18 protein-coding genes are annotated in these 17,107 nt (G+C 54.4%); 6 read left to right on the top strand and 12 right to left on the bottom strand.

Going from position 1 to position 17,107, the window contains the following annotated elements; genetic code table 11:
* Nucleotides 1-66: 66 nt before the first annotated feature.
* Nucleotides 67-1,578 (bottom strand): leucyl aminopeptidase, encoded by a 1,512-nt coding sequence (gene pepA / locus AB3N39_RS18545; RefSeq protein WP_023309366.1) that lies wholly within the window; start codon nucleotides 1,576-1,578, stop codon nucleotides 67-69.
* A gap of 266 nt (nucleotides 1,579-1,844) precedes the next feature.
* On the opposite strand from pepA, the gene lptF reads away from it, so the two are divergent.
* The 5 genes from lptF to mtgA all read left to right on the top strand — a co-directional run bounded on the left by lptF (nucleotide 1,845) and on the right by mtgA (nucleotide 8,105).
* A complete protein-coding gene (gene lptF, locus AB3N39_RS18540) occupies nucleotides 1,845-2,945 on the top strand; it encodes an LPS export ABC transporter permease LptF (RefSeq protein WP_047650945.1) in 1,101 nt (366 codons plus the stop codon).
* Nucleotides 2,945-4,027, top strand: a complete 1,083-nt coding sequence (lptG, locus tag AB3N39_RS18535) for an LPS export ABC transporter permease LptG (protein ID WP_115876359.1) — start codon at nucleotides 2,945-2,947, stop codon at nucleotides 4,025-4,027. Before lptF ends, lptG begins: the two co-directional genes overlap by 1 nt.
* 135 nt (nucleotides 4,028-4,162) lie before the next feature.
* Nucleotides 4,163-6,496 (top strand): aerobic respiration two-component sensor histidine kinase ArcB, encoded by a 2,334-nt coding sequence (gene arcB, locus AB3N39_RS18530; RefSeq protein WP_111964978.1) that lies wholly within the window; start codon nucleotides 4,163-4,165, stop codon nucleotides 6,494-6,496.
* Between the two features lie 233 nt (nucleotides 6,497-6,729).
* A complete protein-coding gene (elbB, locus tag AB3N39_RS18525) occupies nucleotides 6,730-7,383 on the top strand; it encodes an isoprenoid biosynthesis glyoxalase ElbB (RefSeq protein ID WP_111964977.1) in 654 nt (217 codons plus the stop codon).
* Nucleotides 7,380-8,105 carry a monofunctional biosynthetic peptidoglycan transglycosylase gene (mtgA, locus tag AB3N39_RS18520; RefSeq protein ID WP_133295213.1) on the top strand — a complete coding sequence of 242 codons (726 nt, stop codon included), beginning with the start codon at nucleotides 7,380-7,382 and terminating at the stop codon, nucleotides 8,103-8,105. The genes elbB and mtgA overlap by 4 nt, the downstream gene beginning before the upstream one ends.
* A 39-nt stretch (nucleotides 8,106-8,144) precedes the next feature.
* On the opposite strand, the gene npr is transcribed toward mtgA, so the two are convergent.
* The 11 genes from npr to AB3N39_RS18465 form a co-directional block, all read right to left on the bottom strand.
* Nucleotides 8,145-8,417, bottom strand: coding sequence for a PTS phosphocarrier protein NPr (gene npr / locus AB3N39_RS18515; RefSeq protein WP_003861872.1), 273 nt, complete (start codon nucleotides 8,415-8,417; stop codon nucleotides 8,145-8,147).
* A complete protein-coding gene (gene rapZ, locus AB3N39_RS18510) occupies nucleotides 8,414-9,268 on the bottom strand; it encodes an RNase adapter RapZ (protein WP_008501442.1) in 855 nt (284 codons plus the stop codon). Before rapZ ends, npr begins: the two co-directional genes overlap by 4 nt.
* 45 nt (nucleotides 9,269-9,313) lie before the next feature.
* The gene (ptsN, locus tag AB3N39_RS18505; protein WP_008501443.1) at nucleotides 9,314-9,805 is read right to left on the bottom strand and encodes a PTS IIA-like nitrogen regulatory protein PtsN; all 492 of its coding nucleotides are present in this window, start codon (nucleotides 9,803-9,805) and stop codon (nucleotides 9,314-9,316) included.
* Between the two features lie 82 nt (nucleotides 9,806-9,887).
* Nucleotides 9,888-10,175, bottom strand: coding sequence for a ribosome hibernation promoting factor (gene hpf / locus AB3N39_RS18500; RefSeq protein WP_111964975.1), 288 nt, complete (start codon nucleotides 10,173-10,175; stop codon nucleotides 9,888-9,890).
* Between the two features lie 22 nt (nucleotides 10,176-10,197).
* Nucleotides 10,198-11,631 carry an RNA polymerase factor sigma-54 gene (gene rpoN / locus AB3N39_RS18495; RefSeq protein ID WP_111964974.1) on the bottom strand — a complete coding sequence of 478 codons (1,434 nt, stop codon included), beginning with the start codon at nucleotides 11,629-11,631 and terminating at the stop codon, nucleotides 10,198-10,200.
* Between the two features lie 47 nt (nucleotides 11,632-11,678).
* Nucleotides 11,679-12,404 carry an LPS export ABC transporter ATP-binding protein gene (gene lptB, locus AB3N39_RS18490; protein WP_023309359.1) on the bottom strand — a complete coding sequence of 242 codons (726 nt, stop codon included), beginning with the start codon at nucleotides 12,402-12,404 and terminating at the stop codon, nucleotides 11,679-11,681.
* A gap of 6 nt (nucleotides 12,405-12,410) precedes the next feature.
* Nucleotides 12,411-12,965: a lipopolysaccharide ABC transporter substrate-binding protein LptA gene (lptA, locus tag AB3N39_RS18485; protein WP_133295212.1), complete on the bottom strand. Its 555-nt coding sequence runs from the start codon at nucleotides 12,963-12,965 to the stop codon at nucleotides 12,411-12,413.
* The gene (gene lptC / locus AB3N39_RS18480) at nucleotides 12,934-13,509 is read right to left on the bottom strand and encodes an LPS export ABC transporter periplasmic protein LptC (RefSeq protein ID WP_115876356.1); all 576 of its coding nucleotides are present in this window, start codon (nucleotides 13,507-13,509) and stop codon (nucleotides 12,934-12,936) included. Before lptC ends, lptA begins: the two co-directional genes overlap by 32 nt.
* Nucleotides 13,506-14,072 carry a 3-deoxy-manno-octulosonate-8-phosphatase KdsC gene (gene kdsC, locus AB3N39_RS18475; RefSeq protein ID WP_136195212.1) on the bottom strand — a complete coding sequence of 189 codons (567 nt, stop codon included), beginning with the start codon at nucleotides 14,070-14,072 and terminating at the stop codon, nucleotides 13,506-13,508. The genes lptC and kdsC overlap by 4 nt, the downstream gene beginning before the upstream one ends.
* Before the next feature lie 14 nt (nucleotides 14,073-14,086).
* Nucleotides 14,087-15,073 (bottom strand): arabinose-5-phosphate isomerase KdsD, encoded by a 987-nt coding sequence (kdsD, locus tag AB3N39_RS18470; RefSeq protein ID WP_133295211.1) that lies wholly within the window; start codon nucleotides 15,071-15,073, stop codon nucleotides 14,087-14,089.
* 13 nt (nucleotides 15,074-15,086) lie between these two features.
* Nucleotides 15,087-16,064, bottom strand: coding sequence for a calcium/sodium antiporter (locus AB3N39_RS18465; RefSeq protein ID WP_039260412.1), 978 nt, complete (start codon nucleotides 16,062-16,064; stop codon nucleotides 15,087-15,089).
* Between the two features lie 227 nt (nucleotides 16,065-16,291).
* Here AB3N39_RS18465 and mlaF point away from each other — a divergent pair, with 227 nt between their 5' ends.
* Complete coding sequence (gene mlaF, locus AB3N39_RS18460) at nucleotides 16,292-17,104, top strand: phospholipid ABC transporter ATP-binding protein MlaF (protein ID WP_133295210.1); 813 nt, start codon at nucleotides 16,292-16,294, stop codon at nucleotides 17,102-17,104.
* Nucleotides 17,105-17,107: the final 3 nt, after the last annotated feature.

The following is a 17,107-nucleotide window of genomic DNA, read 5'->3' as shown; positions in this document are numbered from 1 at the left end:
ACTTTAAATGCTTAAGCCGGGCGGCGGCTTCGCCTTACCCGGCCTACGGTTTACTGCCGTTTTGACTTACTCGTCGCCGTTAAAACCCGCACGATTGAGCAGGAACTGCGACAACAGCGCTACCGGGCGACCGGTTGCGCCTTTGGCCTTGCCGGAGCGCCACGCGGTGCCCGCGATATCCAGGTGCGCCCAGTTGTACTTGCGGGTGAAGCGCGCCAGGAAGCAGCCCGCGGTGATCGCCCCGCCAGGACGTCCGCCGATGTTCGCCATATCCGCAAAGTTAGACTCAAGCTGATCCTGATATTCGTCACCCAGCGGCAGACGCCATGCACGGTCCCCGGCCTGCTCTGACGCACCAATCAGCTCGTGCGCCAGCGGATTGTGGTTCGACATCAGGCCGGTAATGTGATGGCCCAGCGCAATCACACAGGCTCCGGTGAGCGTGGCGACGTCAATCACCGCTTCCGGCTCGAAGCGCTCAACGTAGGTCAACACGTCACAGAGTACCAGACGGCCTTCGGCGTCGGTATTCAGCACTTCAACGGTCTGGCCGGACATGGTGGTCAGAACGTCCCCCGGACGATAGGCGCGGCCGCCAGGCATATTTTCGCAACCCGCCAGAACGCCGATCACGTTGATAGGCAACTGAAGTTCCGCAACCATCCGCATCACGCCGTAAACCGCCGCCGCACCGCACATGTCGTACTTCATCTCATCCATGCCTTCGGCAGGCTTGATGGAGATACCGCCGGAGTCGAAGGTCAGGCCTTTACCGACGAGCACAATCGGGCGTGCGTCTTCGGACGGGTTGCCTTTGTACTCAATGACCGACATCAGGGATTCGTTTTGCGAGCCGTTACCGACCGCCAGATAAGAGTGCATCCCCAGCTCTTTCATCTGCTGTTCGCCGATGACGCGGGTAATGACGTTTTTGCTGTAGGCGTCGGCCAGCTGACGCGCCTGAGAAGCCAGGTACGCCGCGTTACAGATGTTCGGCGGCATGTTGCCGAGATCTTTAGCCGCTTTAATGCCGGCTGCAATGGCCAGACCGTGTTGAATAGCGCGTTCACCGCTGGTCAGTTCACGACGGGTTGGCACGTTAAAGACCATTTTACGCAGCGGACGACGCGGCTCGCTTTTATTGGTTTTCAGCTGATCGAAGCTGTACAGGCTCTCTTTTGCCGTTTCAACCGCCTGACGCACTTTCCAGTAGGTGTTACGCCCTTTGACGTGCAGCTCGGTCAGGAAGCAGACGGCTTCCATTGAGCCAGTATCATTCAGCGTATTGATTGTTTTCTGAATCACCTGCTTATACTGACGTTCATCCAGCTCGCGTTCTTTGCCGCAGCCAATCAGCAGAATACGCTCTGACAGTACGTTCGGAACATGGTGCAGTAACAGCGTCTGCCCAGGTTTGCCTTCCAGTTCGCCACGGCGCAGCAGGGCGCTAATATAGCCGTCACTGATTTTATCGAGTTGCTCGGCGATCGGGGAGAGTCGGCGTGGTTCAAAGACGCCCACAACGATGCAGGCACTCCGCTGTTTCTCCGGGCTACCGCTTTTTACACTGAACTCCATGCACTACGCTCCTGAATCTTAAAGACAACGGCGGCAGCTACGGATAGAATTGAAACCTTTCGTAACTCATGTCCGCTGTTGTGGTGACTTCGTGTTAATCTTACGTTACTACGGTTTCGACACGTCAGAAACAATCCTGAAGCGTGAATCCGCCGGATGTTTTAATCTTAGCGATGATTTCGACGACTCAAGAGAATAAATGACGTTTAAGCCATGAAACAAGCGATTTTCCAGCAAAGAGACGGGTTTTTACGGGCGTATTTAAAGTGATAATCATAAGATATCTGGTGCGGGAGACGCTCAAAAGCCAACTGGCGATCCTTTTCATCCTGCTGCTGATTTTTTTCTGTCAGAAGCTGGTTAAGATCCTCGGTGCGGCCGTTGACGGCGAAATTCCAACAAATCTGGTACTTTCCCTGCTTGGTTTAGGGATCCCGGAAATGGCGCAGCTTATCCTGCCGCTAAGTCTTTTCCTTGGCCTTCTCATGACGCTTGGGAAACTCTACACCGAGAGTGAAATCACGGTGATGCACGCCTGCGGCCTGAGCAAAGCGGTGCTGGTGAAAGCCGCCATGATACTGGCGCTGTTCACGGGGATCGTTGCGGCGGTGAATGTGATGTGGGCGGGCCCCATGTCTTCCCGCCATCAGGACGAAGTGCTGGCCGAAGCGAAAGCCAACCCCGGCATGGCGGCGTTAGCCCAGGGGCAGTTCCAGCAGGCAACCGACGGAAACTCCGTGCTGTTTATTGAGAGCGTTGACGGCAGTAAATTCAACGACGTCTTCCTTGCGCAGCTGCGTCCCAAAGGAAATGCGCGTCCTTCAGTGGTGGTTGCAGACTCCGGTCAGCTGGCTCAGCGCAAAGATGGTTCACAGGTCGTGACGCTGAACAAAGGTACCCGTTTTGAAGGCACCGCGATGCTGCGCGACTTCCGTATTACGGATTTCCAGAACTATCAGGCCATTATCGGCCATCAGACCGTGGCGCTCGATCCAACGGATACCGAGCAAATGGACATGCGTACCCTCTGGAATACCGATACTGACCGGGCGCGCGCTGAGTTCCACTGGCGTATCACGCTCGTCTTCACCGTTTTTATGATGGCGCTGATTGTCGTTCCGCTGAGCGTGGTGAACCCGCGTCAGGGACGCGTGCTATCTATGCTGCCGGCGATGCTGCTTTACCTGATCTATTTCCTGCTGCAAACCTCGATTCGTTCCAACGGCGCGAAGGGTAAGCTGGACCCTATGGTCTGGACATGGTTCGTCAACAGCCTGTACATCTTACTGGCGCTGGGGTTAAACCTGTGGGATACGGTGCCTGTGCGCCGTATACGTGCCCGATTCTCGCGTAAAGGAGCCATCTAATGCAGGCGTTTGGCGTTCTTGATCGCTATATCGGTAAAACCATTTTTACCACCATCATGATGACGTTGTTCATGCTGGTGTCGCTCTCCGGCATTATCAAATTTGTCGATCAGCTGAAAAAAGCCGGGCAGGGGAGCTATGACGCGCTGGGCGCGGGGATGTATACCCTGCTCAGCGTGCCGAAAGATGTGCAGATCTTCTTCCCGATGGCGGCCCTGCTGGGTGCGCTGCTGGGGCTGGGAATGCTGGCGCAGCGCAGCGAGCTGGTCGTAATGCAGGCCTCGGGTTTTACCCGCATGCAGGTTGCGCTGTCGGTGATGAAAACCGCAATCCCACTGGTGCTGTTGACCATGGCGATTGGCGAATGGGTTGCGCCTCAGGGTGAACAGATGGCGCGTAACTACCGTGCTCAGGCCATGTACGGTGGTTCACTGCTCTCGACTCAGCAAGGTTTATGGGCTAAAGACGGTAAAAACTTCGTCTACATCGAACGGGTGAAGGGGAATGATGAACTGGGCGGGGTGAGCATCTACGCTTTCGATGACCAGCGCCGTCTGCAGTCCGTTCGCCACGCCTCTTCGGCGAAATTTGACGCCGAACATAAGCAGTGGCGGTTGTCCCAGGTTGATGAATCCGACCTGACCGATCCGAAACAGATTACGGGTTCTCAGACGGTAACCGGCACGTGGAAGACCAACCTGACGCCTGACAAGCTCGGTGTTGTTGCCTTGGATCCTGACGCGCTCTCTATCAGCGGTCTGCACAACTATGTGAAATATCTGAAGTCGAGCGGACAGGATGCGGGACGTTATCAGCTCAACATGTGGAGCAAAATCTTCCAGCCAATGTCCGTGGCGGTAATGATGCTGATGGCGCTGTCGTTTATCTTCGGTCCGTTGCGCAGCGTGCCGATGGGGGTTCGCGTCGTGACCGGCATCAGCTTCGGCTTTGTGTTCTACGTGCTCGATCAGATCTTCGGTCCGCTGACGCTGGTTTATGGCATTCCGCCGATAATTGGTGCGCTGTTGCCAAGCGCCAGCTTCCTCCTGATCAGCCTGTGGCTGATGTTGAAACGCTCCTGAATGACCTCTCCTCGCTTCCGGTTACCCGGGAGCGAGGCTAATCTCCTGTTTCATCCCGCACTTTTTCTCACAACCTTCAACGCCTCGCCCTGAATTTGAGTATTATTGAGCGATAACGTCGTGAAGGGATCCTCTATGAAGCAAATTCGAATGCTTGCCCAGTATTACGTCGACCTGATGATGAAGCTTGGGCTGGTGCGTTTCTCCATGCTGCTTGCGCTGGCGCTGGTCGTTCTGGCCATTGTCGTGCAAATGGCCGTTACTATGGTTCTGCATGGTCAGGTCGAGAGTATCGACGTCATCCGCTCCATCTTCTTTGGCTTGCTCATTACCCCCTGGGCGGTCTATTTCCTTTCCGTGGTGGTTGAACAGCTGGAAGAGTCCCGTCAGCGTTTGTCTAAGCTGGTCGATAAACTGGAAGAGATGCGTGAGCGCGACCTGAAGCTCAACGTCCAGCTCAAAGACAACATTGCGCAGCTGAATCAGGAGATCTCCGATCGTGAGAAGGCGGAAGCCGAACGTCAGGCCACGCTGGAGCAGCTGAAAATCGAAATGAAAGAGCGCGAGGTCACGCAGATCCAGCTTGAGCAGCAATCCTCTTTCCTGCGGTCGTTCCTCGATGCGTCGCCGGACCTGGTGTTTTACCGCAATGAAGATAAAGAGTTTTCCGGCTGTAACCGGGCGATGGAGTTACTCACCGGGAAAAGCGAGAAGCAGCTGATTCACCTGAAGCCGCAGGACGTTTACTCTGAAGAGGCGGCGGCCAAGGTCATGGAGACCGACGAAAAAGTCTTCCGTCATAACGTCTCGCTAACCTATGAACAGTGGCTGGATTACCCGGACGGACGCAAAGCCTGTTTTGAGATTCGTAAGGTGCCGTACTATGACCGCGTGGGGAAACGCCACGGCCTGATGGGCTTTGGCCGCGATATCACCGAGCGTAAGCGCTATCAGGATGCCCTGGAGCGCGCCAGTCGCGACAAGACCACCTTTATCTCCACCATCAGCCACGAGCTGCGCACGCCGCTTAACGGCATTGTCGGGCTGAGCCGTATTCTGCTGGATACCGACCTGACCGCAGAGCAGGAAAAATACCTCAAGACTATTCATGTCTCAGCGGTCACGCTGGGTAATATCTTCAACGATATTATTGATATGGATAAGATGGAGCGCCGTAAAGTTCAGCTTGATAATCAGCCTGTTGATTTCACCAGCTTCCTTGCCGATCTCGAAAACCTGTCTGGCCTGCAGGCGCAGCAGAAGGGACTGAGTTTTGTCATGGAGCCAACCCTGCCGCTGCCGCATAAAGTGGTGACTGACGGCACGCGTCTGCGCCAGATCCTGTGGAACCTTATCAGCAACGCGGTGAAATTTACCCAGAAGGGGCAGGTGGCGGTGCGCATACGCTATGACGAAGGAGATATGCTGCACTTCGAGGTGGAGGATTCCGGGATTGGTATTCCGCAGGAGGAGCAGGACAAAATCTTTGCCATGTACTACCAGGTGAAGGACAGCAACGGCGGAAAACCGGCGACCGGAACAGGTATTGGCCTGGCGGTCTCTAAACGTCTGGCGAAGAGCATGGGCGGCGATATCACCGTTGCCAGCCAGCCGGGCAAAGGGTCAACCTTCACGCTGACGGTCCATGCGCCGGCGGTGGCGGAAGAGGTAGAAGATACCTTCGAAAATGACGATATGCCGCTGCCTGCCCTGCACGTTCTGCTGGTGGAGGATATTGAGCTGAACGTGATTGTGGCTCGCTCGGTGCTGGAAAAACTGGGCAACAGCGTGGATGTCGCGATGACCGGTAAGGCCGCACTGGAGATGTTTAAACCGGGCGAATACGACCTTGTGCTGCTTGATATCCAGCTGCCGGATATGACCGGGCTGGATATCTCGCGTGAGCTGACGCGTCAGTACGCGGCCGACGAACTGCCGCCGCTGGTGGCGCTGACGGCGAACGTGCTAAAAGATAAAAAAGAGTATCTCGATGCCGGTATGGACGATGTACTCAGCAAGCCGCTGGCGGTGCCTGCTCTGACCGCCATGATTAAGAAGTTCTGGGATACTCGTGATGAAGAGGAGAGCACCATGACGTCTGTTGATAGCGCAAAAGCCCAAACGATACTCGATACCGCGATGCTGGAGCAGTATATCGATCTGGTAGGCCCGAAACTTATTACCGATGGTCTGGCGGTCTTCGAAAAAATGATGCCGGGCTATCTGAGCGTTCTTGAATCAAACCTGACGGCCCGGGACCAGAAAGGCATCGTCGAAGAAGGACATAAAATCAAAGGTGCCGCCGGCTCGGTCGGTTTGCGCCATCTTCAGCAACTGGGTCAACAGATTCAGTCGCCTGATTTACCTGCATGGGAAGATAACGTGGGTGATTGGGTTGAAGAGATGAAACAAGAGTGGCAAAACGATGTTGCGGTGCTTAAAGCCTGGGTCGACGCCAGAAAAAAATGACCCCGGCTTAACCGGGGTGCGCGAATACTGCGCCAACACCAGGGAAATCGTGGCTGCGCCTGTTTTTTTAAAGTTATTTTCGAAAGGGCGCTGCCTGAAAAATTTAGGCCGCACGCAGATAAGATAGCAAATCTTAAATGATTTGTTACATGAATCAGTGAAATGTGTGAAGCATAGCGTTTTAATCAAAATTATTAATGTGCTTCAGCAAGTTGCAGAAAAGGATTGTCATGATGAAAAAGATTGGTGTCGTGCTGAGCGGATGCGGTGTTTACGATGGTTCTGAGATACATGAAGCCGTAATCACGCTGCTGGCCCTGGCTAAGCAGGGAGCGGAGGTTATTTGTTTTGCGCCAGACAAAAATCAGTCGGATGTGATTAACCATCTGACCGGTGAACCAATGGCGGAAACCCGTAACGTGCTGATTGAAGCCGCACGTATTGCGCGAGGTGATATCCATCCTCTTATTCAGGCAGACGCCGCAGAGCTTGATGCGCTCATTGTGCCGGGAGGATTTGGCGCGGCCAAAAATCTCAGTACCTTTGCTGCACAGGGGGCGGAGTGTCAGATCGATCCTCATCTCAAAGCGCTGTCGCAGGCCATGCATGCGGCAGGGAAACCGCTGGGCTTTATCTGCATCGCGCCGGCAATGCTGCCCAGGATTTTTGATTTCCCGCTGCGCCTGACTATCGGGACGGATATTGATACCGCGGAAATCGTCGAGGAAATGGGGGGAGAGCACGTTCCTTGCCCGGTGGATGACATTGTGGTTGATGAAGATAACAAAATAGTCACCACGCCTGCGTATATGCTGGCGCAGAATATTGCAGAAGCGGCTATGGGGATCGAAAAGCTGGTCGCCCGAGTGCTGGTGCTGGCTGAATGAGTCGTCAATCTGGTGCTGGCGCGTGGGTAAAACGTATCCTGTTGCGCATCGTTCTGGTGCTGGCGGTGTTTTGGGGCGGTGGACTCGCCCTGTTCAGCATTATGCCGGTCCCGTTCTCTGCCGTGATGGTTGAGCGTCAGCTCGGCGCGTGGCTCAGCGGTGATTTCGGCTATGTTGCCCATTCTGACTGGGTGAGCATGGACGAGATCTCACCGCTCATGGGGCTCGCGGTCATCGCGGCGGAGGATCAAAAATTCCCGGAGCACTGGGGATTCGACGTTGCGGCCATTGAGAAAGCGCTAGCCCATAATGAACGCCATGAAAACCGCGTGCGCGGTGCGTCAACCTTGTCGCAGCAGACGGCCAAAAATCTGTTTCTGTGGGACGGCCGCAGCTGGGTGCGAAAGGGGCTGGAAGCGGGGTTGACCCTGGGGATGGAAACGGTCTGGAGCAAAAAACGCATTCTGACCGTGTATCTCAACGTTGCCGAGTTTGGTGACGGGGTATTTGGTGTTGAAGCTGCATCTCAACGCTATTTTAATAAACCCGCCAGCAAGCTGAGCATGTCTGAAGCGGCGCTGCTCGCGGCTGTTCTGCCTAATCCCATTCGTTTTAAAGCCAGTGCCCCGTCAGGGTACGTGCGTAGCCGTCAGGCGTGGATCATGCGCCAGATGCGTCAGTTGGGAGGGGACGGGTTTATGGAGAGCAATAAATTAATGTAGGGCGGGTAAGCGCAGCGCTACCCGCCTGAATAGCAGATCTTAATCTTCGTCAAACCCTGCATTAAACAGCGCGATCACAGCCGCCAACGCTTCCTCTTCCTGAGGTCCGGTGGCTTCGACTTCAATCTGGCGCCCTTTGGCGGAATCCAGCATCAGCAGGGCGATCACGCTGTTCGCTTCCGCTTCGGTACCTTCGTCATTCCGCAGCAGAACTTCTGCATCGAAACCCTGCATCAGCTCAAACAGCTTCATCGCCGGGCGGGCGTGCATGCCCAGCTTATTGGTGATCTCAACGGTCTGTTTTACGGTCATGTTTTACGTTTTTCCAGCGTGCGATGACGGGACTGAACGTTCTTACCGCGCGAGCGGAAATAGTCGGCCAGCTGTTCGGCGATATAAACCGAACGATGTTTACCACCGGTACAGCCAATCGCTACCGTCAGGTAGCTACGATTGTTTGTCTCCAGCATAGGTAACCATAGCTCAAGGTAGCTTCGCGTCTGGTAGATAAAATTGTGTACTTCTGTGTGCCTGTCGAGGAAGGCCGCGACGGGTTTGTCCAGGCCTGTCATGGGACGCAGCTTCGGATCCCAGTGCGGGTTCGGCAGGAAGCGCACGTCGAAAACATAATCCGCATCAATCGGGATACCGTGCTTGAAGCCAAAGGATTCGAACACCATCGTCAGTTCACGCTCGCGTTTACCCAATAACCGGGTACGCAGCATTTCTGCCAGCTCGTGAACGGACATCTCAGAGGTGTCGACAATCAGGTCGGCACGAGAACGCAGTGGCTCCAGCAGATCGCTCTCTTCATCGATAGCACTCTCCAGAGAGAGGTTCTTACTGGAAAGCGGGTGCAAGCGACGGGTATCGCTGTAGCGACGGATTAGCGTATTGCGGTCTGCATCAAGGAACAGCAGCTGAGGCGAGAACGTGTCAGGCAGGTTGCTCATTGCCTGTTCGAAGATCTCTGGCGATTCAGGCATGTTACGGACGTCGATACTGACGGCTGCAGAGGTTTGTCTCTCCGCAAGCGTGCGCGCCAGATCGGGCAACAACACGACCGGCAGGTTATCAACGCAGTAAAAACCCATGTCTTCCAGCGCCCGCAGAGCAACGGATTTCCCCGACCCTGAACGGCCACTGACAATCATCAGCACCATGTTCCGTTTCTCCTCAGGACAACAGATGTGAAGGCCATCTCCTGGTTATGCATCATCCTGATTGCCTTCTGCTTCAGTGATAATTTGGTAGAGCTCTTCATCACTTTGGGCCGAGCGCAGTCGACGGCAAATAGTTTTATCGGCCAGACGTTTTGCGACCAGCGACAGCGTATGCAGGTGGGTTTTCGTCTGATCGGCAGGCACCAGCAGCGCGAAAAGGAGATCGACGGGCTGGTTATCAATGGCATCAAAGGCGATGGGTGTTTCAAGCTGCACAAACACACCAACGGCACGCAGGGTATCCTCTTCCAGTTTGCCGTGCGGGATCGCGATGCCGTTGCCGATACCGGTACTGCCCATTTTTTCACGGGTCAGAATCGCTTCGAACACCACCTGCGGCGGCAGGCCCAGCTGTTTAGCAGCCAGTTCACTGATGATCTCCAGCGCACGTTTTTTGCTCTGGCAGTGAACCGCACTGCGGGTACATTCCTGGTTAAGGACATTGCTCAGTTGAAGAGCGGAATCGTTGTTCATCATAATTTCACCTAAGCGCTAACTGTACAAATGGCCTGTTGTGTTTCACAACAGGCCGTCCTGCACCCGTTAACTGCCCGGACAATTAGTGTTGTTTCAGTTTATCTTTATGTTTATTGAGCTGTCGCGCAAGCTTATCAATCAAGCCGTCGATAGCAGCGTACATGTCTTGCCCTTCCGCACTGGCATGCAGTTCACCCCCGTTAACATGCAGGGTGGCATCCGAGATATGAGTCACTTTCTCCACTTTCAACACAATATAGACCTGATTGATCCTTTCGAAATACTGCTCGAGTTTTGCAAACTTCGCGTTCACGAATTCGCGTAAAGCCTCAGTAATTTCGACGTTTTGTCCAGTGATGTTGAGCTGCATAGTGTCTTCCTTATCGGTTGTGTCAGACCAGCTGTTTACGCTGGTTGGACGGCGGAATGGATAAAGACTCTCGATACTTCGCAACAGTACGACGTGCCACCATAATACCCTGATCGGACAGCATGGTGGTTAACTTACTGTCGCTTAGCGGCTTCGCGGGGTTCTCCGCGGCGATCAACTTCTTCACCAGGGCACGAATGGCCGTTGACGACGCTTCACCGCCGCCCTCGGTATTCACATGGCTGGAGAAGAAATACTTAAGCTCAAAAATACCGCGTGGACTGTGCAGATACTTCTGCGTGGTGACACGGGAAATGGTTGATTCATGCATCTCGACGGCCTGGGCGATATCCGCCAGCACCATCGGTTTCATATACTCTTCGCCCTGCTCAAAGAAAGCCTGCTGCTGTTCGACAATACAGCGGCTGACGCGTAGCAGCGTATCATTTCGGCTCTCAAGACTTTTGATCAGCCATCGCGCTTCCTGAAGATTGCTACGAATATATTGATTGTCGGAGTCGTTACGCACGCTGGTGCACATGGAGGCATACTGCTGGTTGATTTGCAGGCGAGGGATGCTGTCTGAATTCAGTTCAACGACCCAGCGGCCATTGTGTTTTCTGACCAGCACGTCCGGAATAACGTACTCAGGCTCGCTGGTCTGGATTGACTGTCCCGGGCGTGGATCGAGTGACTGGATCAGATTCACCGCTTCTTTCAGCACATCTTCTTTCAGGCGCGTGACGCGCATCAGGGTGCGGAAATCGTGGTTCGCCAGCAGATCCAGGTGATCGCTGATGATCACGCGCGCCTCGTCGAGCCATGGCGTCTCTTTGCTGAACTGAGAAAGCTGGATTAGCAGGCAGTCGCGCAGATCTTTTGCGGCTACGCCTACCGGATCGAAACGCTGGATGCGCTTCAGAACGGCTTCAACTTCCTCAAGCTCTATCTCTTCGTCGCCCATGCTTTCCAGAATATCGTCAAGCGTGACGGTCAAATAGCCGGTGTCGTCAACGGCATCGACAATTGAGGTGGCAATCGCGCGGTCGGTATCGGAGAAGGGAGTGAGTTCCACCTGCCACATCAGGTAATCCTGCAGCGACTGAGTGGTTTCTCCCTGATAGACCGGTAGCTCATCATCCTGGTAGTCCGCACGCGTACCGGAAGGCGTTCCGGCGGTGTAGATTTCATCCCAGCTGGCATCCAGCGGAAGCTCGTCGGGCATCTCTTTTTGTTCGAGTGCGTCGGCGGTATCAAGCGCTTCAGTGTCCTGTGACTGCTGAGTATCTACCTCGTCATGAAGATCGGTTTGTTCCAGCAGGGGGTTGCTGTCCAGCGCCTGCTGGAGCTCCTGCTGAAGTTCTAACGTGGACAGTTGCAACAGGCGAATTGCCTGCTGTAGCTGCGGCGTCATCGCCAGTTGTTGGCTGAGCCTTAATTGCAAACCTTGCTTCATGTTCAGAGCATTTTTCTCCGGTTCGGCGTTACGTTACCTCTACCCTATCAGAGTCTGAAGTCTTCCCCAAGATAGACGCGCTTAACATGATCGTCTTCGAGGATCTGCTGCGGCGTACCGTGGGCGATCAGATTGCCCTGGCTCACAATATACGCGCGTTCACATACGGCCAGCGTTTCTCGGACGTTGTGGTCGGTGATCAGTACGCCAAGCCCGCTGTCGCGCAAGTGTTCAATGATACGTTTAATGTCGATAACCGAGATCGGGTCAACACCCGCAAATGGTTCATCCAGAAGGATAAATTTAGGGTTTGCGGCCAGCGCACGCGCGATCTCAACGCGACGACGTTCGCCCCCGGAGAGTGCCTGACCGAGGCTGTCGCGCAGATGCTCAATGTGGAACTCTTCCATCAGCTCGTTGGCACGATCCTGACGCTGTTCGCTGGTCAGATCGTTACGAATTTGCAGGACCGCCATCAGGTTGTCGTAAACGCTAAGACGACGGAAAATGGAGGCTTCCTGCGGCAGATAGCCGATCCCGCGACGCGCGCGCGCGTGAAGCGGCAGAAGACTGATGTCTTCATCGTCAATGATTATGTTGCCGGCATCGCGCGGCACAATGCCAACGACCATGTAGAAGGTTGTCGTTTTACCCGCACCGTTAGGGCCAAGCAGCCCCACGATTTCGCCAGAGTTGACGGTCAAACTGACATCTTCTACGACACGGCGGCCCTTATAGGCCTTCGCGAGGTTTTTTGCAGTTAATGTTGCCATAACGGATTAGTTACTCTTCTTCTGTGCCGGGGCCTGGCCCTTGCCTTTGTCCTGCAGCTGCGACGGAACCAGTACGGTCGTGACGCGTTTACCTTTCTCGCTGGAGGCCTGCATTTTTTGCTCTTTCACCAGATAGGTGATTTGGTCGCCGGTAATGTTGCTGTCCAGCTGTTCCAGATACGCGTTTCCGGTCAGGATTACCAGGTCCTTCGCCAGCTCGTAGTGCATATGCGAGGCGCGGCCTTTTACCGGCTTGCCATTGTCCTGCATCTGGTAGAAGGTTGCCGGGTTGCCGTAACCATCAATGATCTCTTTGCCCTGCTCGCCACCCGGACGGGTCACGACCACTTTGTCAGCGTTAATTTTGATGGTGCCCTGGGTCATGACGACGTTACCCGTGAAGGTGACGACGTTACCCTGCATATCGAGAGACTGGGTGTCGGACTCGATATGAATCGGCTGGTCGGTATCGCCCGTTACAGCAAGCGCGGGGAGACTGGTCACCAGCATCGCGCTGGCGATAATTACTTTAAGGCTGAGTTTGTTTGTTTTGAATTTCATAGGAGGTTCTAACCTTTTCAATCAGCTCGGCGTTCTTGCTGCGTAAGTTCCCGCGCATTCTCAAACCGCTGGAATTAAATGTTGTGCCATACAGTGTGACCAGATCCTGCGACGTCACGTCCTGGGTTACCAGGTTGATCTGGGCATTATCCGTCGTAATTTTTCGCAGTTGCGAGTCAGCGGTCAGGGCGTTGACTTCAACGTGGCCGTACAGATAAAGCATACGGTCATTTGTCAGTTTGGCCCGATCTGACTTAATTGACCACGTCGGCACTTTGTCTTTATCGAATGTGGTCATCACCGGTTGGGTAAACCACGAAATACCGTCATCTGAAAAATATTCAACATGCTGGGCAATCAGGCGATAGTTCAGCGCGCCTTCCGGGCTGTAGACCACGGTTTCGCTGTGATCGCTTTTATAGGTTGGATCGCTATTGTTAACCACTTCTGTTTGCGTATCGTCGCGATCGGCAAGGTTCACACCAATCAATACCAGTGCGACTAGCGAAAGCAAAATGATAATCCAGCGTCTGGTTTTACTCATATCGATTGCCCTTTGGCCTCATCAAGCTTGCCCTGCGCCAGCAGGAGCAGATCGCAGACTTCACGGACGGCACCACGGCCCCCGTTGATGTGGGTAACGTAGTCAGCGCGCGGGATCAGCAGCGGATGCGCATCGGCAACGGCGATGCTCAGCCCGACCTCAGTCATCACAGGCCAGTCAATCAGATCGTCCCCGACGTAGGCCACGTTTTCCGGTGCGATAGCCAGTTTACCCAGTAAATCCTTAAACGCCGCCATCTTATCGGACTGCCCCTGATACAGATGGGTAATTCCTAAGGTTTCACAGCGGTCTTCTACCAGTTTAGCTTTTCGCCCGGTGATGATAGCCACCTCAATACCCGAGGTGAGCGCACAGCGGATACCATAGCCGTCGCGGACGTTAAATGCTTTCAGCTCTTCACCATTATTGCCCATGTAAATCAGGCCATCGGAGAGTACGCCATCCACATCCAGGATGAGCAGACGAATGTTTTTCGCCTTTGCCATCATCTGGGTACTGACCGGGCCATAACAGGTTGCAAGGGATGCACCCGCATTACTCATTGTCTTATCCTTCATTACACTACGCCTGCGCGCAGCAGATCATGCATATGTACCACACCCAGCAACTGGTCGCCATCTGCAACCATAACGGAGGTGATATGGCGGGACTGCATCAGGTTCAGCACATCCACGGCCAGCGTACCCGGACGCACGCGGATACCGCCCGGCGTCATCACGTCGGCAATGCCCAGGGTACGGACATCAACACCCATGTCGAACACGCGGCGCAGGTCGCCATCGGTGAAGATCCCCTGAATTTTCAACAGATCGTCGCACACGACCGTCATACCCAGATTCTTACGGGTGATTTCCAGCAGCGCATCACGTAGGGAGGCTTCTTTGCTGACGTGAGGGATCTCATCCCCGGTGTGCATAATATCGTTTACCCGAAGCAGCAGCTTGCGCCCCAGCGCGCCGCCCGGATGGGAAAGCGCGAAATCTTCCGGCGTAAAACCGCGGGCTTCAAGCAGTGCGACGGCAAGCGCATCACCCATGACCAGCGCTGCGGTGGTGCTGGACGTTGGCGCCAGGCCGAGCGGACAGGCCTCCTTGGGAACCTTCACGCACAGGTGAATATCGGCCGCACGCGCCATGCTACTTTCCGGACGGCTGGTCATGCAAATAAGCGGAACCTGCAATCGTTTCAGTACCGGGATCAGCGCCAGAATTTCATTGGACTCACCGGAGTTAGACAGTGCGATGACGATATCCTGCGGCGTGACCATACCCAGGTCGCCGTGCGCGGCTTCCCCCGGGTGTACAAAGAAGGAAGAGGTTCCGGTGCTGGCAAATGTTGCCGCCATTTTACGTCCAATGTGGCCGGACTTACCCATCCCCATCACCACGACTTTGCCGGCACAGTAGAACATCTTCTCACATGCCAGACTAAAATCCTGATTAATGTACCGATCTAACTGCGCCAGACCTTCACGTTCAATCTCCAGAACCTCTTTGCCTGCTTTCTGAAAGTCAAAACCCGGCTGCAATTCTATTTGCGACATAATGCGTTTCCGATTACCCAGAGAGAAGAGGCGAGAGCCAGTACAGCATCGCCATCCATACGATAAATCCACCCGTCAGCAGCGCGCCTGCGCCTTTGCCGATCTGTCGTTGCCGCCGCCAGCAGAGCAGGGCAAATATCACGCTGACTAATAACATCACGCCGTAGTCACGCGAGAATGCCAGGGGATTAAAGGGCCCTGGCGTAATGAGGGCCGGAAGGCCCATCACAATGGCGATATTAAATATGTTGGAACCGATGATATTACCAATGGCAATGTCATCTTCACCTTTACGTGCCCCCGCAATGGCCGTGGCCAGTTCCGGCAGGCTGGTACCGATGGCAATCACCGTCAGACCAATGGTAAGTTCACTGATGGCGAAATAGTTCGCCAGTACCGTCGCGTTATCCACGACCATACGCGTTGCCATCGGCATGATGATCAGCGCAACGCCAAGCCAGAGCAGGGCAACAGGCAGTGTACCTTCTCGCGGAAGTTCGGCGACCTGCTCACGCGTGAGGCTATCCTGACCCTGTTTTTCCGCCTGACGGGCGATTTTAACACTATACAGCAACCAAATGACGGCCAGCGCCAGCAGGAAAATACCGTCGCTGTAGCTCAGTACGCCATCGTAAAATACGCAGCCTGCCAACAGGCTTACGATTAACATTAGCGGCAATTCACGGCGCAGAACATCAGAATGCACGCGAAATGGATGGAGCAGTGCGGCCAGGCCTAAAATCAAGAGTATATTGACGATGTTAGAGCCAATCGCGGTGCCTACTGCAAGGTCTAACTGACCATGCAGCGATGCCGAGACAGAGACGATGATTTCAGGAAGTGACGTTCCCACACTGACCACGGTCATCCCGATGACGACAGGCGGTACGCCCGTCAGGCGACACAGGATAGATGCAGCAAATACTAAACGGTCAGCACTGTAGACGACCAAAAGTAAACCAATTATTAACAGTGCTGTTGCTAAAAGCATCAAAAGTCCTTTCTTCAGGTATACTCGTCGGTCCATCGCGCGTGCACGGCTGGACTGCATACAGTCTGAGGCGTAACGAATTCCTAATTTTGACTTTATGCGCCGGAAAAGTAAAACAAATGCCAGCTTTCGCTAACCTCTACGGTTATTATTCTGTAAAAATGCTGAGTTTAGGGCTGATTCAGGCTACATGCCTTAACGTGAGCAGGATAAGAAAGGAACTATAAATGAGCCAAACCATGGCGAATTTAGTCGATGTCCGCGGGGTGAGTTTTTCTCGCTCCAGCAGATTGATATTTGATGATATTTCGTTGACCGTTCCGCGTGGCAAGATCACTGCCATTATGGGGCCGTCCGGGATCGGTAAAACGACCCTGCTTCGCCTTATTGGTGGGCAGATCCCACCGGATAGCGGTGAAATCCTCTTTGATGGCGAAAACATCCCGGAGATGTCGCGCTCGCGCCTGTATACTGTCCGCAAACGCATGAGCATGCTCTTTCAGTCGGGCGCCTTGTTCACCGACATGAACGTCTTTGATAACGTGGCTTATCCGCTGCGCGAGCATACCAGTCTGCCACCTGAACTGCTGAAAAGCACGGTGATGATGAAGCTCGAAGCCGTTGGCTTGCGGGGGGCCGCGAAGCTGATGCCTTCGGAGCTGTCCGGCGGCATGGCGCGCCGCGCCGCGCTGGCGAGAGCCATTGCATTAGAACCTGATTTAATCATGTTCGACGAACCGTTTGTTGGACAGGATCCCATTACGATGGGCGTGCTGGTGAAGCTCATCTCTGAACTGAACAGCGCGCTTGGCGTCACCTGCATTGTGGTGTCTCACGATGTACCGGAAGTATTGAGCATTGCCGATTACGCCTATATCGTGGCGGACAAAAAGATCGTCGCACACGGTAGCGCTCAGGCGCTGCAGGAAAATTGCGATCCGCGTGTTAGACAGTTCCTCGACGGTATTGCCGATGGCCCTGTGCCGTTCCGCTACCCGGCAGGCGACTATCGTGACGATTTACTGGGAATAGGGAGTTAAGCC

Origin of the sequence: Enterobacter vonholyi, assembly GCF_040834095.1 — a bacterium.
In the GTDB taxonomy this organism is placed as follows: domain Bacteria; phylum Pseudomonadota; class Gammaproteobacteria; order Enterobacterales; family Enterobacteriaceae; genus Enterobacter; species Enterobacter vonholyi.
The sequence above is the reverse complement of the archived record's forward strand: the minus strand, read 5'-3'. Positions and strand labels throughout refer to the sequence as shown.